The organism is Allobosea sp. CS1GBMeth4, from assembly GCF_900185715.1.
In the GTDB taxonomy this organism is placed as follows: domain Bacteria; phylum Pseudomonadota; class Alphaproteobacteria; order Rhizobiales; family Beijerinckiaceae; genus Allobosea.
In genome coordinates this window covers 25,417-45,913 of record NZ_FYAS01000032.1, presented here as the reverse complement: position 1 = coordinate 45,913, position 20,497 = coordinate 25,417, and the positions used below count along the sequence as shown (strand labels likewise).

Here is a 20,497-nt window from a genome sequence, read left to right as displayed (position 1 = left end):
CCCGCCTTCCGCCGCCCCGTCCAGCGCATGACCGGCCACCGCGCCTCGGACGCCGCCAAGGAGCGGGTGATGCGCGAGGTGATCATCCCCGAGACCATCACCATCCAGGAACTCGCCAACCGCATGAGCGAGCGTGGCGTCGACGTCATCCGCCTGCTGATGAAGCAGGGCGCGATGCACAAGATCACCGACGTGATCGACGCCGACACCGCCCAGCTCATCGCCGAGGAGATGGGCCATACGGTGAAGCGCGTCGCCGAGGCCGACGTGGAGGAGGGCCTGTTCGACACGCCGGACGCCGACGAGACCCTGGTCTCGCGCCCGGCCGTCGTGACGATCATGGGCCATGTCGACCACGGCAAGACCTCGCTGCTCGATGCGATCCGCAAGACCAATGTCGTGACCGGCGAAGCGGGCGGCATCACCCAGCATATCGGCGCCTATCAGGTGACGACGGCCGCCGGGGCCAAGGTGACCTTCATCGACACGCCCGGCCACGCCGCCTTCACGGCGATGCGCGCCCGCGGCGCCAAGGTGACGGATATCGTCGTGCTGGTCGTCGCCGCCGATGACGGCGTGATGCCGCAGACGGTCGAGGCGATCAATCACGCCAAGGCGGCCAGGGTGCCGCTGATCGTGGCGATCAACAAGATCGACAAGGCCGACGCCAACCCGGATCGGGTCCGCTCCGAGCTGCTGCAATACGAGATCCAGGTCGAGTCGCTCGGCGGCGAGACGCTCGAGATCGAGGTCTCGGCCAAGACCGGCCAGGGTCTCGACACGCTGCTCGACGCGATCGCGCTGCAGGCCGAGGTGCTCGAGCTCAAGGCGAACCCCGACCGCGCCGCCGAGGGCACGGTGATCGAGGCTAAGCTCGACCGCGGCCGTGGCCCGGTCGCGACCGTCCTCGTCCAGCGCGGCACGCTGCGCACCGGCGACATCGTCGTCGCCGGGTCGGAATGGGGCCGTGTCCGTGCGCTGATCGCCGACACCGGCGCGCAGATCAAGGAGGCGCCGCCCTCGCTTCCGGTCGAGGTGCTCGGCTTCAACGGCACGCCGGAGGCCGGCGACCGCGTCGCGGTGGTCGAATCCGAGGCGCGCGCCCGCGAGATCACCGATTATCGCGAGCGCCAGCGGCGCGACCGCCTGGCGGCGCGCGGCGCCGGCTCGGGCGCCGGCCGCTCGCTCGCCGAGATGATGCGCGAGTTGAAGGAAGGCGCGGGCCGCAAGGAGTTCCCGCTCGTCGTCAAGGGCGACGTGCAGGGCTCCGTGGAAGCCATCGTCGGATCGCTCGAGAAAGTCGGCAACGACGAGGTGCGCGCCCGCGTGCTCTCCTCGGGCGTCGGCGCGATCACCGAATCCGACATCACGCTGGCCCAGGCTTCGGGCGCGGTCGTGGTCGGCTTCAATGTGCGCGCCCACAAGGAAGCGCGCGAGGCGGCCGAGCGCGCCGGGGTCGAAATCCGTTACTACAACATCATCTACAACCTGATGGATGATGTGAAGGACGCGATGTCGGGCCTGCTGGCGCCGACCCTGCGCGAGACCATGCTCGGCAACGCCCAGATCCTCGAGATCTTCAACGTCTCGAAGGTCGGCAAGATCGCCGGCTGCCGCGTCACCGACGGCACGATCGAACGCGGCGCCAATGTCCGCCTGATCCGCGACGGCGTCGTGGTCCACGAGGGCAAGCTCGGCCAGCTCAAGCGCTTCAAGGACGACGCCAAGGAAGTGGTCGCCGGCCAGGAATGCGGCATGGCCTTCGAGAACTACCAGGACATGCGCGTCGGCGACGTGATCGAGTGCTACCGCGTCGAGGAGATCAAGCGCAGCCTGTAAGGGAGTTGTCGAATGGCGACCGCTGGGCCGCCATTCGGCGCGCGATATCGCTACACACGCGGCGACCTGTTCGAAGCGGCGCGTGTTGTTCACAGAGGTAGCGTGCGCCAGCGACTTGGGCGTGCTCTCCTCTGGGTTGGCGTGTTCCTCGGCACGCTCTGGCTCGTCAGCAAGCGTTCTCTTTCGGAAATCGACTGGCTATCGGCGCTGCAGCAACCGCTCGTTCTGAGCGCTTTGGTCGGTTTCAGTCTGATCGTCGCGTTCGGACATTATATCGGAATCCTGTGCGTGCTCGCCGGCTACCGGCGTTACGCCGTCGCCGACAAGCAGATTGACATCGTGCTCGGCGCCGAGGGGATCGATACGGATGTGACAGGCATCCGTAGCAGCCTGCCTTGGGACAAGGTCAGCAGCCTTGTCGAAAGACCGGATCGACTACTGATTGGAATCAGCAAGGTCGAGTTCCTAACGCTGCCGCGCCGGGGCTTTGCCGATCCCGAATGTTATCGGACCGCTGTGGAATACGTAAAGAAGCAAGTAGAAGAAGCAGCCTCTCATGCCTAGACCCCCGAAAATGGGTAAGGATTCAGGCCCCTCGCAGCGGCAGCTCCGCGTCGGCGAGCTCATCCGCCACGCCCTCGCCGAGATGCTGGCGCGCGGCGACATCCATGACGATGTCCTGGCCAAGCATGTGGTGACCGTGCCGGAGGTCCGGCTCTCGCCCGACCTCAAGCTGGCCACCTGCTACATCATGCCGCTCGGCGGCCAGGATGTCGGGCCGGTGCTGAAGGCGCTCGACGCCCACAAGCGCCATATCCGCGGCGAGATCGCCCACCGGGTCAACCTGAAATACGCGCCCGATATCCGCTTCCGCCAGGATGAGAGCTTCGACGAGGCGGCCAGGATCGACGCCCTGCTCGATTCCGAGGCGGTGCGCCGCGACACCGATCGCAAGCCGCTGCGCATCGACCAGGACCAGCAAGACGACGATCATGACGACGACTGACGAGAATCCGCAGGCCGGCGGCGGAAGCGGGCGGCCGCCGCGCCCGAAGAAGCGCGACGTGCATGGCTGGGTCGTGCTCGACAAGCCGGTCGGCATGACCTCGACCCATGCGGTCAGCGTGGTGAAGCGCGCCTATTGCGCCAAGAAGGCCGGCCATGCCGGCACGCTCGATCCGCTCGCCTCGGGCCTGCTGCCGATCGCGCTCGGAGAGGCGACCAAGACCGTCCCCTTCGTGATGGACGGGCGCAAGGCCTATCAGTTCACCGTGGCCTGGGGGTCGCAGACCGACACGGACGATACCGAGGGCAAGGTCGTCGCCACCTCCGAGAAGCGCCCCGACGAGAGCGCCATCGCGGCGCTGCTGCCGCGCTTCACCGGGACGATCCAGCAGGTGCCGCCGAAGTTCTCGGCGATCAAGATCGCCGGCGAGCGCGCCTATGATCTCGCCCGCGACGGCGAGGAGGTGACGCTGGAGCCTCGGCCGGTCGAGATCGCCGCGCTGCGCATCGTCCGCCATGACGGCCCGACCACAACCTTCGAGGCCGAATGCGGCAAGGGCACCTATGTCCGCGCCATCGCACGCGATCTCGGCCTCGCCCTCGGCTGTCTCGGCCATGTCGCGCATCTGCGCCGGACGCGGGTCGGGCCGTTCGCCACGGCGGACGCGGCGACGGTCGAGGCCCTGCGCGACGCGGCGGGTGCGGCCGAGGCGCTGCTGCCGGTGTCGGCGGCGCTGGCGCTGATCCCCGAGATCGTGGTGCATCGCGACGCCGCGCTCCGGCTCAAGCGTGGCCAGAGCGTGCTGCTGCGCGGCCGCGACGCGCCTTTGGAAGCGGATGCGGTCTATGCGGTGAGCGGGGGCGTGCTGGTCGCCACCGGCTCGATCACCCAGGGCGAGTTCGTGCCCCACAGGGTCTTCAACCTCTGAAAATCGCCGCGAGACCGGGCGTCGAAAGGCGCCGTTAACGCTCGCCCGGCTATACCCGGCACGACGAGGCGTTCGTGACCGACGGCCCCCGCCGCGGATCGCGGCACCGGGATCGACGACAATGTCGGTCCGCGTGCCGGGATCGGGGACCAAGGGGCCATGCGCGTCACGCATTTTCTGTTCTGCACGATCGCAGCCGGCGCAGCGGCGATCCTCGCCAGCGGCTATATCGCCTATCATCAGGCGCAGACGCTTTCATCGGCCCGCGAGGCGCGCGCGCTCGTCGTCGCCTCCGAAAGCATCTCCCGGGTCCTCGAACGCGCCGCGGTGGAGCGCGGCGCCGTCACGCAGTCCCTGCTCGCCAGCGATCCCGACGGCAAGCTCGCCGCCGCCGAGGCCCAGGCCGCACGCGAGACGGATATGCGCGTCGGCCAGATGCAGGAGGCCTTCGCCGGAACGAGCCTCGCCGGACGCGCCGAACTCGCCGGCCCGGTCGCGCAGATCGGCCGGCAGCTCACCGAGGCCCGCAAGCTCGCCCGGAGCGAGGCGGAGAAGCCGCTTGCGCAGCGCGACGCCAAGGCGGCGGGCACCCTCAACGGCACCTTCTCAGAGATCCTCGGCCGGCAGGTCGCGCTTCAGCGGCAGATCGGCGCCCGCATCGGCGATCTCAACCCGGAGGTCGGCAAGGCGGTCTCGCTCGGCGAGCTGTCGACCGGCCTGCGCGAAAGCGCGGGCACCCGCTCGGTCTTCTTCACCCAATATGTCGGCAGCGGCGCCAGGCTGACGCCTGCGGCCGTCGCCGCCGTCGACCGCAACACCGGCCGCATCGAGCAGCTCGGGGTGCTGATCGACCAGGCGCTGGCGCGGCTCGTGATCACGCCGCAGCTCCAGACGGCGATCGACGCGGTCAAGACCGGCTTCCGGGACGAGGAGACCCGGACCTACACGGCGATGTACGAGGCGGCGCGCGACGGCAAGCCGCCGGGCATGAGCCTCCCCGACTGGCGTGCCTGGGCGCAAGCATCGCTGGCGACCATCCTGCAGCTCCGCGATGCGGCCTATCGGCAGGCGACCGCCCAGATCGATGCCGACATCGCGCGCGCCGGCTGGCAGCTCGCCCTCGCATTGCTGGCGATCCTTGCGGTCACCGGCATCGTCGCCGGCATCGTGATGCTGTTCAATCGCGGCGTGGTGCGCCCGCTCGGCAAGCTCGCCCGGTCGGTCGAGCTCATGCTCTCCGGCGCCGCCGACGCGCAGATTCCGCCCAAGGTCGGCATGGTCGAGGTCGACGCGATCAGCCATGCGCTGTCCGATTTCGACGCGAACCTGAAGCGCATCCGCGAGCTCGAGGCGGCGGAGCATGCCGCCGCGGAGGCGCGGCTCGCGCGGGCCCGGTCGCTGGAGGCGGTGGTGAGCGATGTCGGCGAGGTCGTGTCGGCCGCGGCGGCGGGGGATTTCTCGGCGCGGCTGCAGATCACGGACGCCGACGAGCAGATGCAGCGGCTGGTGGCCGGGATCAACGAGATCAACGTGGTGGTCGATTCGGCGACGACCGAGTTCGTCGAGGTCCTGCAGGCGCTGGCGGCGGGAGATCTGACGCGGCAGGTGCCGACCGCCTATCGCGGCCGCTTCGCCGAGCTCAAGGACGCGGTGAACGAGACGGTGGAGCGCCTCGCCTCGACGGTGCGCACCATCCAGTCGACCTCGGCGGAGGTCGGGGTGGCAGCGCGGGAGATCAACAGCGGGGCGGACGATCTGTCGAAGCGCACCGAGGAGCAGGCCTCCTCGCTCGAGCAGACGGCGGCGACGACCGAGGAACTGGCAGCCTCGGTCAAAGCCTCGGCGCAGGGCGCGCGCCAGGCAGCCGCGATCGCCGAGGAGGCGATGCAGGCGGCCCAGGCCGGCGGCGCCATCGCCGGCGAAGCGGTCTCGGCCATGGCCCGGATCGAGCAGGCCTCGAAGAAGATCTCCGAGATCGTCTCGGTGATCGACGGCATCGCCTTCCAGACCAATCTGCTGGCGCTCAACGCCGCGGTCGAGGCGGCCCGGGCCGGAGACGCCGGCAAGGGCTTCGCCGTGGTCGCCTCGGAGGTGCGCACCCTGGCCCAGCGCTCGGGCGAGGCCGCCAAGGACATTTCGGGGCTGATCTCGTCCTCGAACGTCGAGGTCGAGGCCGGGGTCAAGCTGGTGCGCCAGGCGGGGAACGCGCTGGAGACGATCCTCACCGCCTCGCAGAAGGTCACCGGCACGATCCAGGAGATCTCGGTGGCGGCGGACGAGCAGGCCAACGGCATCGGCGAAATGAGCCAGGCGGTGGCCCATCTCGACGAGATGACCCAGGCGAACGCGGCGCTGGCGGAACAGAGCGCCGCCTCGGCCGGGGCCCTGTCGGGGCGGATCGGCGAGCTCAACGCGCTGGTCGCCAGCTTCCGCACCGGCGAAGGCCGGCCCGTCGCCGCCACGACACCGCCCGCCGCCCGGCCGGCGCCCAGGGCGCCGAGGCCGACAGCCCTCGCCGTTCACCCGGATACCGTCCAGCCCATGCCCGCGACGGCCGACACCGAGCCGGAGCGGCTGCGCCAGCTCGCCGAGGCCGCCTTCGTCCAGAGCCGCACCGCCGCGCCGCGCCGCGACCGGCCGGCCGCCAGTCCGCCCGCCCGCAAGGCCGCCAATGGCCGCGCCGGCGACGACGGATGGGAGGAATTCTGAGGGGCCGTTGCGGCGGCGTCAGGCGCCGAGATCCGCCTGGGCGCCGCGCAGGCGGGCGACGTCGCGCACGGGCGGCGCTCCGAACAGGCGGCTATATTCCCGGCTGAACTGCGAGGGGCTCTCGTAGCCGACCTCGAACCCGGCCGAGGCGGCGTCGTGCGCATGAGACAGGATCAGCCGACGCGCCTCCTGGAGGCGTAGCTGCTTCTGGTATTGCAGCGGGCTCATCGCCGTCACCGCCTTGAAATGCTGGTGCAGCGCGGAAGGGCTCATCCGCGCCTCGGCCGCGACGATGTCGATGCTGAACGGCCTGCGATAATTGCGCTTGATCCAGCCGATGGCGCGGTTGACCTGCTGCAGCTTGCTCTCCGCGACCGCGATCTGGCGCAGGCGCGCCGCCTGCTCCCCGGTCAGCAGCCGGTAGAGGATCTCGCGCTCGGCCAGCGGCGCGAGCACCGGAATGTCGGCGGGCGAAGCCAGCAGACCGGTCAGCCGGACGACGGCGTCGAGCAGGGCCGGTGTCATCGGGCTGAGCGCCATCCCCGGAGCGGGCGCCGCCGGCCGCTCCGCCAGCGGCGCGGCGTCCAGCATCAATGCGCCGATGGCGGCCGGGTCGAGCTCGAGCTTGACGCAGAGATAAGGCTGTTCCGGCGTCGCCTCGACCACCTGGCCGATGACCGGCAGGTCGAGCGAGACGACGAGGCAGCGCGCCGCATCGTAGCGATAGATCCGCTCGCCCAGGATGACCTGCTTGGCCCCTGCGGCGATGACGCAGAGCGCCGGTTCGTGCAGGCCGTGCATGGGCTCGCTCGGCTGCGAGAGGCGCACCAGCTTCAGGCGCGGGATCGCCGTGGCGTGGACGCCGTCGGTCGGCGCGAAACGCTCGATCAGGGCGGCGAGCTCGTCGACCTGGCGCATGCAGACTCCCTCCTCCGCCAGCCGCAAGCGGACGGCCCGGACTTTCATATAAGGAAGCGCCGGAGTTTTGCGATGCCCGGGCCGGACCCCTGGAGTATCGGGCAAGGATCGCGGCGGATCGATCTACCGGCCGCGGCGCGCGCCGGTGCACAAGCAGGACTTCACCGGCAGCGTCGTCGACGACAGCCCGGGGCCACGAGCCCCGGCGGCCGAGCACCGGTCGCTCCTGACATATTCCTGCCAGAGGCGGCGCTATCTGCGCAGCCCAACAACCTGAACGAAAGGAGATCACCATGCCCTTCAGCCAGGTCCTCCAGTCGCTCGGCGCGCTCGCGTCGATCATCGCCCCGGCGAAGCAGCCGGTGCGCCCGCTCGAGATCGACCTCGAGCTGCCCGAGCCGCTGAGCAGGGCCGAGCGCGCCGTGCTCGGCCGCTGGATCAGCGAGGACGGCGCCATCCGGCTCGACCTCAGACCCAATGGCCGCTTCGGCAAGCAGCGCGACCAGGCACCGAGCCATGGCGGCCGCTACGAGGTCGACGCGTCCCGGCTCTATTTCGAAAGCGATACCGGCCATGTCTGGCGCGGCGAATTGCGCCGCGGCCAGCTCGCCTTCGGCGAGAAGCGCTTCCGCCGGGCCTCGCGGCCGGATCCAGCCGGATCGATCCGGCCCGACCGCTGAGCCTCGCGGATCGAAGCGGGACGTTCGGCGCCCTGCCTCAATAGCCGACCGTGAAGCGCTGGCGCACATGCGCCGGCGTCTCCAGCTCGTCGACCAAAGCGACGGCATAGTCCTCGGCCGAGATCCGGCTGCGGCCCTCGCCATCGACCAGGAGCTGATCCTTGCCGAGGCGGAACCTGCCGGTGCGCTCGCCCGGCTCGATCAGGGCCGAGGGGGAGAGGAAGGTCCAGTCGAGGCCGCTCTCCCCCTTGAGCAGATCGAGATAGGCGCCGCCCTTCTTCGCCTCGTCGAGATAGAGCGCCGGGAACGCCTCGGTGTCGAACAGCCTGACGCCCGGCGCGACCTCGAGGCTGCCGGCGCCGCCGACGACGAGATAGCGCTTCACGCCCGACTGCTTCACGGCGGCCAGGAGGATCGCCGGATCGCTGGCCGAATAGTGCACCGAGCTGATCACCGCGTCGTGGCCGGCGAGCAGGGCGGCCAGCCCGTCCCTGTCGTAGACGTCGCCCTTCCTGGCGGTGACGCCGGCGCCCTGCGGCACCTTCTCCGGATTGCGGACGATGGCGGTGACGCGATGGCCGCGGCTGGCCAGCTCGGCGAGCAGGCGCGAGCCGATGAAGCCGGTGGCGCCAATGAGAGCAATCTGCATGCGCGGTCCTTTCTGGTATCTTTCGGAAATCTACATCCCGATGGACACCAGATGGCAGCCATGCGATTTTCGCTCAAGAAGGCACTTCCACGCCACAAGGTCACCTGACGGAAACCGCCATGCTGCATCGCCCCGACCCGTTCAACGCCCGCTGCCCGACACGGCAGGTGCTCGACCGGGTCGGCGACAAATGGGCGGTGCTCGTGCTGATCCTGCTCGAACGGGAGACGCTGCGCTTCAACGAACTGCGCCGGCGCATCGAGAGCATCTCGCAGAAGATGCTGTCGCAGACGCTGAAAAGCCTGGAGCGCGACGGGCTCGTCACGCGGCGCGCCTTCGCGACCGTGCCCGTCACGGTCGAATATTCGTTGACGCCGCTCGGCCGCACGCTCGCCGGCACGGTCGCGGCGTTGACGCAATGGGCGGAGAGCCATATCGGCGAAATCGAGGCGGCGCAGCGCCGCTATGACCGCGGCGAGACCGCGGCCTGAGCGGGTCCCGACATCGCGCCGCTGGTCTTTCGCCAGATTTCGTGTATATGCCGCGGCAACCGGCTCGACAGCCGGCTGCGCATCCCTTCCGCGATGAGGCGGATGCGGGCCTCGGACCTCGCTGGACGGCATCCCGGCCTGGCCCGCCAGATCAACACCGAACCCAAAGGACATGACCGATGTCGATCACTGCTGAGCGCAAGACCGCGCTCGTCAAGGAATTCGCCACCAAGCCGAACGACACCGGCTCGCCGGAAGTCCAGATCGCGATCCTCACCGAGCGCATCAGCAATCTGACCGGCCACTTCAAGTCGCACAGCAAGGACAACCATTCGCGTCGCGGCCTGCTCAAGCTGGTCTCGCAGCGCCGCTCGCTGCTCGACTACCTCAAGGGCAAGGAAGAGGCGCGCTACAAGACCCTGATCGAGAAGCTCGGCATCCGCCGCTGATCGAGACCGAATCCCGCCCGGTGCCTCGCAGCCCCGGGCGGTTCTGCTAGAGCCGTTCCGATCAGCTTGCGGTGCAAGCTGATCGGCAAAACGGTCTCTCAGCTAAGAGTGAGAGACGGATTCACCGATCAGATTTGAGTCAATCTGATCGGATCCGGCTCTAGCGGGCCGTCGCGGCCCGAGCTCGAGGCAGCCGCAATGGTGCGGCCAGCCTTTCCAATGCGGCGGCCGCATGGGGCGGCCTTCCCGCATGATCCGCCGGCGCAAGCCGCGTCCATGGCAGGATCGCCGAGCGCCCGGGCGCGCTTCCCGCAAGCACCTCCCGGACGTTTTGCCGTCTTGCCCATGGGCTCGCGCGCCGGACGGATCGCATCCGACCGAAAGAAGACCTCCATGTTCGATACCCAAACCGAAGAGCTGATCTGGGGCGGGCGCAAGCTCGTGCTCGAAACCGGCAAGATCGCCCGCCAGGCCGACGGCGCCGTGCTCGCCACCTATGGCGAGACCGTCGTGCTCGCCACCGTCGTCTCGGCCAAGGAGCCGAAGCCGGGCTTCGACTTCTTCCCGCTGACCGTCAACTACCAGGAGAAGACCTTCGCGGCCGGCCGCATTCCCGGCGGCTACTTCAAGCGCGAGGGCCGTCCGACCGAGAAGGAGACGCTGGTCTCGCGCCTGATCGACCGGCCGATCCGCCCGCTCTTCGTCGACGGCTACAAGAACGACACCCAGGTGATTGTGACCGTGCTGCAGCACGATCTCGAGAACGACCCCGACATCGTCGCGATGGTCGCGGCCTCGGCGGCACTGACGCTGTCGGGCGTGCCCTTCATGGGCCCGGTCGGCGCGGCCCGCGTCGGCTATATCGACGGCGCCTACCGGCTCAACCCGCTGGTCGACGAGGTCAAGGAATCGGTGCTCGACCTTGTCGTCGCCGGCACGCAGGACGCGGTGCTGATGGTCGAGTCCGAGGCCAAGGAGCTGACCGAGGAGGTCATGCTCGGCGCCGTGATGTTCGGCCACAAGCACTTCCAGCCGGTGATCGAGGCGATCATCCGCCTGGCGGAGAAGGCCGCGAAGGAGCCGCGCGACTTCCAGGCCCCGGACGATTCCGCGGTTCTCGACGCGATCATGAAGGTCGGCGAGGCCGATCTGCGCGCCGCCTACAAGATCACCGCCAAGGCCGAGCGCTACAAGGCGGTCGACGCGGCCAAGGCCAAGGTCGTCGCCGCGCTGGTCTCGGAGACCCCGGACGGCGTCACCAGCTTCAGCAAGGAGAAGGTCGGCGCCCAGTTCAAGGAAGCCCAGGCCAAGATCGTGCGCTGGAACATCCTCGACGACGGCGTGCGCATCGACGGACGCGACGTCAAGACCGTCCGCCCGATCGTGGCGGAAGCCGGCGTGCTGCCGCGCACCCACGGCTCGGCGCTGTTCACCCGCGGCGAGACGCAGGCGCTGGTCGTGACCACGCTCGGCACCGGCGACGACGAGCAGTTCATCGACTCGCTGGAAGGCACCTACAAGGAGACCTTCCTGCTGCACTACAACTTCCCGCCCTACTCCGTCGGCGAGACCGGCCGCATGGGCTCCCCCGGCCGCCGCGAGATCGGCCACGGCAAGCTCGCCTGGCGCGCCATCCACCCGATGCTGCCGGCCAAGGGCGAGTTCCCCTACACGATCCGCGTCGTCTCGGAGATCACCGAGTCGAACGGCTCGTCCTCGATGGCCACGGTCTGCGGCACCTCGCTGGCGCTGATGGATGCGGGCGTGCCGCTGAAGTCGCCGGTCGCCGGCATCGCCATGGGCCTGATCCTCGAAGGCGAGCGCTTCGCGGTGCTCTCCGACATCCTCGGCGACGAGGACCATCTCGGCGACATGGACTTCAAGGTCGCCGGCACGGCGCAGGGCATCACCTCGCTGCAGATGGACATCAAGATCGCGGGGATCACCGAGGAGATCATGAAGGTCGCCCTCGGCCAGGCCAAGGGCGGCCGCGAGCACATCCTCGGCGAGATGGCCAAGGCGCTCTCGGCCTCGCGCAGCCAGCTCGGCGAGTACGCGCCGCGCATCGAGACGATGAAGATCCCGGTCGACAAGATCCGCGAAGTCATCGGCTCCGGCGGCAAGGTGATCCGCGAGATCGTCGAGAAGACCGGCGCCAAGGTCAACATCGAGGACGACGGCACCATCAAGATCGCCTCGGCCGACGGCAAGTCGATCGAAGCGGCGATCAAGTGGATCAAGTCGATCGTCTCCGAGCCGGAAGCCGGCCAGATCTATGACGGCTCCGTCGTCAAGGTGATGGAATTCGGCGCCTTCGTGAACTTCTTCGGCGCCAAGGACGGCCTGGTCCATATCTCGGAGCTGGCCCCGCGCAGGGTCCAGAAGGTCCAGGACGTCGTCAAGGAAGGCGACAAGGTCAAGGTCAAGTTCCTCGGCATGGACGAGCGCGGCAAGGTGCGCCTGTCGATGAAGGTGGTCGACCAGACCACCGGCGAGGACATCACCGAGAAGCTGAAGGCCGAGCGTGAGGCCGAGAAGTCCCGCGAGCGCCAGAACGCCGAGGACTGATACGCGATCCGCGTTTCACGTGAATCAGACGCCCCGCATCGCAGGATGCGGGGCGTTTTCGTTCGTGCCGCAATTGCCGGCACAGCGGAGCAATCCAGGATCGGGCCGCGCTCGCGGCCTGGATCGCTCTGTCGGCTGCGCCTCCTCGCAACGACGAGAAATCCTCTGGTGCGTCACAGCGAAGTCCAATAGTCTAGACCTATTGGCCTTGGAGACCTGCATGACCGCGCATCGGATTACGTCGCTTGAGCAGCTCGCCGCGCTCTATCCGAACCCGGTCGCGCCGGCCTCGGTCCTCAAGGAGATCGATCACATCGACGCCAATTACGGCGCGCTGATCGCGGCCTCGCCGTTCTTCGTGCTCGCCACCAATGGTCCGGACGGGCTGGATTGCTCGCCCCGCGGCGATCAGCCGGGCTTTGTCGCGGTCAGCGACGCGAAAACGCTGCTGATCCCCGACCGGAGAGGCAACAACCGTCTGGATTCACTGAGGAATCTCCTGTCCGACAATCGGGTCGGACTGCTCTTCCTGATCCCCGGCTGCGGCGAGACCCTGCGCGTCAACGGCACCGCCGTGCTCTCGACCGAACCGGAACTGTGCGCGCGCTTCGAGATGGCCGGCAAGCTGCCGGCTTGCGTGATGGTTGTGACAGTCGAGACGGCCTATTTCCAGTGCTCGCGGGCGGTGGTGCGGGCCGATCTCTGGAACCCGTCGGCGCAGGTCGACAAGCGCTCGCTGCCCAGCGCCGGCACGATCCTGCACGACATCTCGGCGCGAGCAGCGGCTGAGGCGTTCGATGGCGAAGCCTATGACAAGGCGCTGCCGGCGCGAGTCAGGGCGACGCTGTATTGAGTGGGATTGCTCGACCGCGACGATGAGAGCGCGGAAGCCCTTTCCTGAAACGAGAGGGTAGGGTGAGGTGTAGGAGGTTGCCTGGCGCTGCGAGCGTTCACCGCGCGGCTAGGTTCGAGCTCACATTTTCAGTCCGAACACCTCACCCCTGCTCCTCTCCTTCCAGGAGAAGGGTTCTCCAGAGCCCTACTCCAATCCCCCCACAGCCGCTTCGACCGCCGCGACGATCGCGCCGGAGCGGACCAACGCCGTCGCCTGGTTCATCTCGGCAGCGTACCAGCGGTCGCCGTCGAGCGCGGGAGGAATCGTCTCGCGCAGCGCGTCGAGCGCCGCCTGCGTGCCCTTGCCGAGCGGATGGGCCTTGGCCGTCTCGGCGATCAGCGAGAGCGCCTGGCAGGCCATCAGGATTTCGGCCGCAATGATCATCTCGACATTCTCGACCACGATGCGCGCCTTGCGGCCGCACCAGGTCGAGTTCGAGACGTGATCCTCGGCATTGGACTTGCCGGGAATCGAATCGACCGAGCCGGGCGCGGAGAGCGTGCGGTTCTCCATCACCAGCGCCGACATCGAGCACTGAACCGTGGCGAAGCCGGTGTTGAGGCCGCGCTTGCCGGCAAGCAGGTTGCGCGGCAGGCCGTAGCTCAGGGTCGGGTCGATCAGGCGGGCGAGGCGGCGCTCGCAGATCGAGCCGAGATCGGTCATCGCGATGGCGAGCAGGTCCATCGCCTGCGCAACGTACTGGCCATGGAAATGGCCGCCGGAAATGACGCGGTAGCCGTCATCCTCGGGGAAGATCAGCGGGTTGTCGGTCGCCGAATTGGTCTCGGTCGCGATGATCCGGCCGACATAGTCGAGCGCCTCGCGGGCGGGGCCGTGCACCTGCGGGGCGCAGCGCAGCGAATAGACGTCCTGCACGCGCGGCGCCGGCGGCTTGCCCGGCGTGCGGCCGATCTCGTCGGGATAGATCGTCTCGCGGGCCGAGGCCGAGCAGCGCTTGCTGCCCTGCGTGATCTTCAGAAGATTGCGCGCGACCAGCGCCTGGCCGGGATGCGGGCGGGCGGCATGGACGCGCGGGTCGAAGGCGGCGAGCTCGCCGCGCATGGCCTCGAGCGAGAGCGCGAGGCCGATATCGGCGGCCTTGGTCAACCGCCTGGCATCCTCGGTCGCGAGCACGCCGAGCGCCAGCGAGACGGTCGAGCCGTTGATCAGGGCCGAGGCGTCCTTGGCACCGAGCTTGAAGTCCGGCTCCAGCCCCGCCCTGGCGAGAGCGTCGCGGGCCTTCATCCGCCTGCCCTTGTAGATCGCCTCGGCCTCCTCGAAGCCGCAGATCGCCGCCGACATGTGGGCGAGCGGGGCGAGATCGCCGGAGGCGCCGACCGAGCCCTTCTGCGGGATCACCGGGTGGACGCCGGCATTGAGGCAGGCGAGCAGGCGTTCGACCAGAGCGACCTGCGGGCCGGAATAGTTCGAGGCGAAGGCGTTGGCGCGCAGCAGCATGGTGGCGCGCGTGACATCCTCCGGGAAGGGCTCGCCGACGCCGGTGGCGTGGGCATAGACGCTCTTGCGCTGATATTCGGTCATCTCCGACATCAGCACGCGCTGGTCCTTGAACAGGCCGACGCCGGTGTTGAAGGAATACATGAACGGCGCCTCGTCGTTCATGAAATTGGCGTCGATATGGGCCCGCGTCGCGGCGATCGCCTCGCGGGCGGATTTGGCCAGCGTCGCCTTCTCGTAGCGGCCGGAAGGCCCTGGCCGGGCCACGCGCAATACCTGCCTGCCCTTCAGGGTCCGTCCGTCGATCGTTACCGCCATGGCCTGTCCTCGTCAGCTGTGCCGCCGGCCTTGCGCGCTTTGCGCAAGATCAAGACGTCGAGCATGGTCCCGTCATAAGACTGCATCCCACAGGAACAAGCTCTAGCGGGCCATCTCCCGAAAGGGGAGGCCCAATCCCGTCCGCGGCCGGAAAAGCAATTTGCACGATTCGGCGCAGCTGGTGCGAGGAGGAGCCGGTCGCGGCCTCGCCACGGCGCGACATCGGCGCGCCTTTACCAGCTGCCTGCAATCCCTCAAAGGTGGCGCCAGGAGCACACCATGGATTTCGAAGCCTTTTTCCGCAGCGAGCTCGACAGCCTCAAGGCCGAGGGCCGCTACCGCGTCTTCGCCGATCTCGAGCGCTGCGCCGGCCGCTTCCCGCGAGCAGCCTTCCACGGCCCCGGCGGCCCGCGCGAGGTCACCGTCTGGTGCTCGAACGACTATCTCGGCATGGGCCAGCACCCTGCCGTGCTCGCCGCGATGCGCGAGGCGCTCGACAGCTGCGGCGCCGGCGCCGGCGGCACCCGCAACATCGCCGGGACCAATCACTACCATGTCCTGCTCGAGCGCGAGCTCGCCGACCTGCACGGCAAGGAGGCGGCGCTGCTGTTCAATTCCGGCTACATGTCGAACTGGGCCTCGCTCTCGACCCTGGCCGCGCGGATTCCGGGCTGCGTCGTGCTGACCGATGCCGCCAACCACGCCTCGATGATCGAGGGCATCCGGCATTCGCGGGCGGACAAGCTCATCTTCGCCCATAACGACGCGCGGGACCTGCGCCGCAAGCTCCAGACGATCGACCCGGCGCGGCCGAAGCTGATCGCCTTCGAGTCGGTCTATTCGATGGATGGCGACATCGCGCCGATCGCCGAGTTCTGCGATCTCGCCGACGAGTTCGGCGCGATGACCTATATCGACGAGGTCCACGCCGTCGGGCTCTATGGCCCGCGCGGCGGCGGGGTCAGCGAGCGCGACGGGCTCGCCCATCGGCTCGACCTGATCGAGGGCACGCTCGCCAAGGCCTTCGGCGTGATGGGCGGCTACGTCACCGGCTCGACGGCGCTGTGCGACTTCATCCGCAGCTTCGCCTCCGGCTTCATCTTCTCGAGCTCGCTGCCGCCGGCGCTCGCCGCCGGCGCGCTCGCCGCGATCCGCCACCTCAAGACGAGCGCGGCCGAGCGCGAGGGCCAGCAGGACCGGGTGCGGAGCCTGCGCCGTCAGCTCGACCAGGCCGGCATCCCGCATCTGCCCAATCCCAGCCATATCGTGCCGGTGATGGTCGGCGATGCGGCCCTGTGCAAGCGGATCAGCGACGAATTGCTGGAGCGCTTTGCGATCTACGTCCAGCCGATCAACTACCCGACGGTGGCGCGCGGCAGCGAGCGGCTGCGGATCACGCCGACGCCGCTGCATTCGGACGCCGACATCGCCGCGCTGGTCGGCGCGCTCAGCGAGATCTGGAGCGCGGCCGGGCTGCAGCGGGCGGCCTGAACCGGCCGCCCCGCCCTCAGAGCAGGCCGTTATTGCCCGCGAGCGTCTTCAGGCTGACGTCCGGGCGCGCACCGACATGGCTGATGACCTCCGCCGCGGCAAGCGCGCCGAGCCGCAGGCAGTCGCGGACCTCGCGCCCCGAGGTCAGGCCGTGCAGGAAACCGGCGGCGAAGAGATCGCCGGCGCCGGTCGCGTCGACCACGCGCTCGACCGGGAAGACCGGCTCGGCCACGACGCCGTCCGGCGTCAGCGCCAGCGCGCCGTTCTCCGAGCGGGTAACCACGGCGAGGACGTTCTCGGCCCGCAGCGCCGCCAGCGCCGTGTCGAAATCCGAGCTCTGATAGAGGCTCTTGAGCTCGTGCTCGTTGGCGAAGACGAGGTCGACCAGGCCGTTGCGCACCAGGCCGAGGAACTCGTCGCGATAACGGTCGACGCAGAAGGAATCGGACAGGGTGATGGCGACGCGGCCGCCAGCCTTGTGGGCGAGCTCCGACGCCTTGCGGAAGGCGTCCTTGGCCGCGGGCGGATCCCAGAGATAGCCTTCCAGATAGACGATGTCGGCGTTCTCGGCCGTCGCCGCGTCGACATCGGCGGGCGTCAGGCCCTGGCAGGCGCCGAGATAGGTGTTCATCGTGCGCTCGCCGTCGGGGGTGACGATGATGAAGGAGCGCGCGGTGGCCGGGCCCTCGCTCGCGGCCGCCGTGTCGAAGGCGACGCCCTGCGAGGTCAGGTCATGGCGATAGAGCCTGCCGAGTTCGTCGGCCTTGACCTTGCCGATGAAGGCGCTGCGCCCGCCGAAGGAGGCCAGGCCCGCGGCCGTGTTCGCCGCCGATCCTCCCGAAACGTATTTGCCCGGCCCCATCGCGCCGTAGAGCAGCTCGGCCCTCGCCTCGTCGATCAGCATCATCGCGCCCTTGGCGAGCCCGTGGGCGACGAGGAAATCTTCCTCCGCCGAGGCGAAGACGTCGACGATGGCATTGCCCAAGGCGAGCACGTCATAGCGCTTGGAGGTCATTGAAGGGGTCCGTGATGGGAGGATGGCGGCGTTTCGCATTTGCCCGGCGCTGTGGTCAAGCGCTGCCGCGGCGGCGCGCGGCGCTGTCGAGGATCGAGGTCAGCGCGGCGAGATCGGACGGGCCGAGCCATTGCACCTCATGGGCCAGCCGGTTGGCGAAGAGGGTGGCCTCCGGCTCCAGACCGGCCGTGTCGACCACGACGCGTGGATGCGACAGCTCGGCGAGGCGGATCAGCTCGTCGGCCTCGTCCCAGATCACGCCGAGCAGATGGATCGCACCCTGAACCAGGGTGAAGGTGGGCTGGCCGCGCTTGCCGTGCTCGAGTGCCGAGAGATAGGCCGGGGTGACGCCGAGCGCCTGCGCCATCTGCGCCAGGGTGACGCCGCGGGCGGCGCGCAATTCGCGGACGCGGCGGCCGAAAGGGGTCATCAACCGGTCTCCCGGCTGCGGCGCAGGCGGATATAGAGCGCGCCGGCCCCGCCATGGCGCTGCTCGGCCTCGTCGAAGCCCAGCACCAGCGGGCGCAGGTCCGGCAGACGCAGCCAGTGCGGGACGTTGCGGCGCAGGATGCCGCGCTCCTCGCCATAGCCGGTATCGCCGGCGATACCCTTGCCGGTCACCACCAGCACCAGTTTCGCGCCGCGTTGCTGCTGCAGGCGCAGGAAGCCGCGCAAGGCCGAATGCGCCTCGTCCTGGCGCAGGCCATGCAGGTCGATCACCGCCTCGACGCCCTGGCGGCCGCGACGCAGCTGGGTGCGCATGCGCCGCTCGAGCGGGACGAGCGGCGGCGGCGCGGGCCTGCCGGAGGGTTGGGCGGACCCGGAAACCGGGGCCGGCTGGGTCTTCGGCGCAGCCGCGGCGGGCGACGCAGGCTCCGCCGCGTCCTCGGGTTCGGTCGGCGGACGCCCCGGCAATGGCGTGACGGTGCGGGCGACCTGGCGCCACAGCGCCAGTTCCGCCTCCGAGAGGAGCTTGCCGCGCCGACGCATGGCTCAACGTGGCCAGAGCACGACGAAGTCGACGGCGTGGCGGATCAGCCCGGCACGATGGCCTGCCTCGGCGCCGGAGCCGATGAAGAGATCGACCCTGGCCGGGCCGACGATCGCGCTTCCGGTGTCCTGCGCCAGCATGAGCCGGGCCAGCCTCTCGCTGCCGCCCTTGCCGTCGGGAATCTCGGCCTCGATCCACGCCGGCATGCCATAGGGCCAGTGCGAGCGGTCGACCGCGATGCTGCGCAGCGGCGTCAGCGGCAGCCCAGCCCCGCCGATCGGGCCGGATTCGGCCGGCAGGTCGTCCTTGCGCGCGAAGAAGACAAAGGAGCGGTTGAGCCGGATCAGCCCGCGAGCGAAGCCGGCATCGGCCTTCAGCCGGGCGATCAGCCGGTCCATCGTCATCTGCTCGGGCGGGATGTTCTCGCGGCGGCTGAGCTCGCGCCCGAGCGAGGTGTAGGGGTGGCCGTTGCGGCCGGAATAGACGAGGCGCGTCACCTTGCCGTCCGGCAGGCGGATCCTGCCCGAGCCCTGGACCTGCAGCACGAAACGGTCGACCGGATCGCGCAGCCAGAGGATTTCCAGCCCCTGCCCGGCGAGCGCGCCTTCCTCGATCGCCATCCGGTCCGGGAACGGCTCGAGCCCTTCCGCCGTTCGGCGCGCTGCGCTGAGGCTCGGGTCGAGTCCGGGCCAGTCGTCGCCCGGCATCTTGGTCACCAGATCGGCGGGACGGCCATAGAGCGGCGTCGGGAAGGCCTCGGAGCGCGTCGGCGAGCCTTCGAATTCCGGCTCGAAGTAACCAGTCATGAAGCCGCGTTCGGCGCCGGCCGGACGGATGCGCCAGAAGCCGAAATTGTCCTCGAAGAAGCGGCGGGCAGCGCTTCTGTCCGGCGCGCCGGCGGCGAGCAGGGCGGCCGCCTTCGCGCAAAGCCCCGGCAGGCCGGACGGCGGCGCGAGGCCCTGGCGCAGCGGCGGGTCGGTCTCGCAGCCCTCGGCGAACAGGGCGAGGACCGCGAGCTGGTCGTCTCCGCTCCAGCCAGCGAGCGCAGCGGGCGCCACGGGCTCGGCCCGGGCGCCCGGCGGCAAGGGCGGTGAGGAGGCGCTGGCGTCCGTCATCGACAGGCCTGCGGCCAGGACTCCAGGAACGAAGAGCCCCAGAACGAGACCGGCGGCACGTATCACGCCGCCGATTCGGTGGCGACGAGCAGCCAGTTCGGATCGCGGCTGCCGAGCTGGCGCGAGAAGGTCCAGACGTCGTTGACCTCGGAGACCGCGTCGGCGCTGCCGTCGACGACATTGCCCTGCGCGTCGCGGACCACGCTGATCAGCTGCGAGACGAAGGCGATGGTGACCTGAGCGGTCTTGCCCTTGACGTCGACTGCGGCGATCTCGGCCTTGTCGATCGAGACGAAATTGGATTCCGCCTTCTCGCCGCGCTTCTCGCGCTCCGCGATCGCCTGCTCGAAGCCTTCATAGACCTCCTTGGCGAGCAGTCCCTTCAGGGTCTTGCGGTCGCCGCGGGCGAAGGCGGTGACGATGGTCTCATAGGCCGATTTCGCCCCGGCGAGGAAGCTCTGCGGATCGAAGCGCTGCTCCTGGCGCGCGATGGCGTCCAGTCCGACGGCGATCGGCGAGCCCGGTTCAGCGATGTCCTTCCAGCGTTCGGCATCGGCCGGCGTCGCGGCGTCGTTGGCGGCGCCCGGCAGGCGGATGACATTGTCGCGGCGCTCGCCATTCGCCGGCTGTTCGGGCCGCAGAGGCGGAGCCTCGCGGCGCGCGAAGGGATCGACCGGCGGCTTCTCGTGCCCGGTCTTCTGGCCCAGGACCGAGCGCAGCTTCCAGGCGACGAAAACGGCCAGGGCCAGGAAGACCAGGGTCGTCATATCGAAATTCTGCATCGCCGGCTGATCCGAACCTCGAAATCTCGTTCCCGCGCGGGCGCGCTTCCGGCGCCCGTCATCGGACGGATATGGTGACGCAGGCTCGTAACATCCACCCCCGGCCGGCGACAAGGGCACCGAAGGTCGCTTCGCTTGTGCCAGCCCCGCCGCCATGATAGCCGACGCGAGCCCGGCGCTGCCGCCTTGCCGGGC

At 69.2% G+C, this 20,497-nt stretch carries 19 protein-coding genes; 11 read left to right on the top strand and 8 right to left on the bottom strand.

The window, feature by feature from the left end; translation table 11 throughout:
• From infB to CS1GBM4_RS19900, 5 genes are all read left to right on the top strand, one after another.
• On the top strand, positions 1 to 1,839 hold a 1,839-nt coding region (gene infB, locus CS1GBM4_RS19920), incomplete at its 5' end, for a translation initiation factor IF-2 (RefSeq protein ID WP_244607318.1).
• A 12-nt stretch (positions 1,840 to 1,851) separates the two neighbouring features.
• A complete protein-coding gene (locus CS1GBM4_RS19915; protein WP_186420496.1) occupies positions 1,852 to 2,403 on the top strand; it encodes a YcxB family protein in 552 nt (183 codons plus the stop codon).
• A 10-nt stretch (positions 2,404 to 2,413) separates the two neighbouring features.
• On the top strand, positions 2,414 to 2,845 hold the full coding sequence (gene rbfA, locus CS1GBM4_RS19910) for a 30S ribosome-binding factor RbfA (RefSeq protein WP_186420495.1): 432 nt from the start codon (positions 2,414 to 2,416) through the stop codon (positions 2,843 to 2,845).
• Positions 2,832 to 3,773: a tRNA pseudouridine(55) synthase TruB gene (gene truB / locus CS1GBM4_RS19905; RefSeq protein WP_186420494.1), complete on the top strand. Its 942-nt coding sequence runs from the start codon at positions 2,832 to 2,834 to the stop codon at positions 3,771 to 3,773. The genes rbfA and truB overlap by 14 nt, the downstream gene beginning before the upstream one ends.
• Positions 3,774 to 3,932: 159 nt before the next feature.
• Positions 3,933 to 6,482, top strand: coding sequence for a methyl-accepting chemotaxis protein (locus CS1GBM4_RS19900; protein ID WP_186420493.1), 2,550 nt, complete (start codon positions 3,933 to 3,935; stop codon positions 6,480 to 6,482).
• An 18-nt stretch (positions 6,483 to 6,500) separates the two neighbouring features.
• Here CS1GBM4_RS19900 and CS1GBM4_RS19895 read toward each other — a convergent pair whose 3' ends face one another.
• Complete coding sequence (locus CS1GBM4_RS19895; protein ID WP_186420492.1) at positions 6,501 to 7,400, bottom strand: AraC family transcriptional regulator; 900 nt, start codon at positions 7,398 to 7,400, stop codon at positions 6,501 to 6,503.
• A gap of 293 nt (positions 7,401 to 7,693) precedes the next feature.
• Between CS1GBM4_RS19895 and CS1GBM4_RS19890 the strand changes: the two genes are divergently transcribed.
• On the top strand, positions 7,694 to 8,080 hold the full coding sequence (locus CS1GBM4_RS19890; RefSeq protein ID WP_186420491.1) for an Atu4866 domain-containing protein: 387 nt from the start codon (positions 7,694 to 7,696) through the stop codon (positions 8,078 to 8,080).
• A 37-nt stretch (positions 8,081 to 8,117) separates the two neighbouring features.
• Here CS1GBM4_RS19890 and CS1GBM4_RS19885 read toward each other — a convergent pair whose 3' ends face one another.
• The gene (locus CS1GBM4_RS19885) at positions 8,118 to 8,729 is read right to left on the bottom strand and encodes an NAD(P)-dependent oxidoreductase (protein WP_186420490.1); all 612 of its coding nucleotides are present in this window, start codon (positions 8,727 to 8,729) and stop codon (positions 8,118 to 8,120) included.
• A 119-nt stretch (positions 8,730 to 8,848) separates the two neighbouring features.
• On the opposite strand from CS1GBM4_RS19885, the gene CS1GBM4_RS19880 reads away from it, so the two are divergent.
• The 4 genes from CS1GBM4_RS19880 (at position 8,849) to CS1GBM4_RS19865 (ending at position 13,090) form a co-directional block, all read left to right on the top strand.
• Positions 8,849 to 9,220 (top strand): helix-turn-helix domain-containing protein, encoded by a 372-nt coding sequence (locus CS1GBM4_RS19880; protein WP_210201608.1) that lies wholly within the window; start codon positions 8,849 to 8,851, stop codon positions 9,218 to 9,220.
• Positions 9,221 to 9,399: 179 nt separating this feature from the next.
• On the top strand, positions 9,400 to 9,669 hold the full coding sequence (gene rpsO, locus CS1GBM4_RS19875) for a 30S ribosomal protein S15 (RefSeq protein ID WP_186420489.1): 270 nt from the start codon (positions 9,400 to 9,402) through the stop codon (positions 9,667 to 9,669).
• A 393-nt stretch (positions 9,670 to 10,062) separates the two neighbouring features.
• Positions 10,063 to 12,237, top strand: coding sequence for a polyribonucleotide nucleotidyltransferase (pnp, locus tag CS1GBM4_RS19870; protein WP_186420488.1), 2,175 nt, complete (start codon positions 10,063 to 10,065; stop codon positions 12,235 to 12,237).
• Between the two features lie 64 nt (positions 12,238 to 12,301).
• The gene (locus tag CS1GBM4_RS19865; protein WP_348522339.1) at positions 12,302 to 13,090 is read left to right on the top strand and encodes a pyridoxamine 5'-phosphate oxidase family protein; all 789 of its coding nucleotides are present in this window, start codon (positions 12,302 to 12,304) and stop codon (positions 13,088 to 13,090) included.
• A 186-nt stretch (positions 13,091 to 13,276) separates the two neighbouring features.
• Here CS1GBM4_RS19865 and CS1GBM4_RS19860 read toward each other — a convergent pair whose 3' ends face one another.
• A complete protein-coding gene (locus CS1GBM4_RS19860) occupies positions 13,277 to 14,908 on the bottom strand; it encodes an aromatic amino acid ammonia-lyase (RefSeq protein ID WP_186420487.1) in 1,632 nt (543 codons plus the stop codon).
• Between the two features lie 279 nt (positions 14,909 to 15,187).
• Here CS1GBM4_RS19860 and hemA point away from each other — a divergent pair, with 279 nt between their 5' ends.
• Entirely contained in the window at positions 15,188 to 16,399 is a 1,212-nt protein-coding gene (gene hemA, locus CS1GBM4_RS19855) for a 5-aminolevulinate synthase (protein ID WP_186420486.1), read from the top strand.
• 16 nt (positions 16,400 to 16,415) lie between these two features.
• On the opposite strand, the gene CS1GBM4_RS19850 is transcribed toward hemA, so the two are convergent.
• From CS1GBM4_RS19850 to CS1GBM4_RS19830, 5 genes are all read right to left on the bottom strand, one after another.
• Positions 16,416 to 17,414 (bottom strand): adenosine kinase, encoded by a 999-nt coding sequence (locus tag CS1GBM4_RS19850; protein WP_186420485.1) that lies wholly within the window; start codon positions 17,412 to 17,414, stop codon positions 16,416 to 16,418.
• Positions 17,415 to 17,469: 55 nt separating this feature from the next.
• Positions 17,470 to 17,844 (bottom strand): helix-turn-helix domain-containing protein, encoded by a 375-nt coding sequence (locus CS1GBM4_RS19845; protein WP_186420484.1) that lies wholly within the window; start codon positions 17,842 to 17,844, stop codon positions 17,470 to 17,472.
• A complete protein-coding gene (locus CS1GBM4_RS24850) occupies positions 17,844 to 18,176 on the bottom strand; it encodes a Smr/MutS family protein (protein ID WP_348522338.1) in 333 nt (110 codons plus the stop codon). The genes CS1GBM4_RS19845 and CS1GBM4_RS24850 overlap by 1 nt, the downstream gene beginning before the upstream one ends.
• Before the next feature lie 231 nt (positions 18,177 to 18,407).
• A complete protein-coding gene (locus CS1GBM4_RS19835; protein ID WP_186420482.1) occupies positions 18,408 to 19,520 on the bottom strand; it encodes an MltA domain-containing protein in 1,113 nt (370 codons plus the stop codon).
• A 62-nt stretch (positions 19,521 to 19,582) separates the two neighbouring features.
• Complete coding sequence (locus CS1GBM4_RS19830; protein ID WP_186420481.1) at positions 19,583 to 20,302, bottom strand: Tim44/TimA family putative adaptor protein; 720 nt, start codon at positions 20,300 to 20,302, stop codon at positions 19,583 to 19,585.
• Positions 20,303 to 20,497 lie beyond the last annotated feature (195 nt).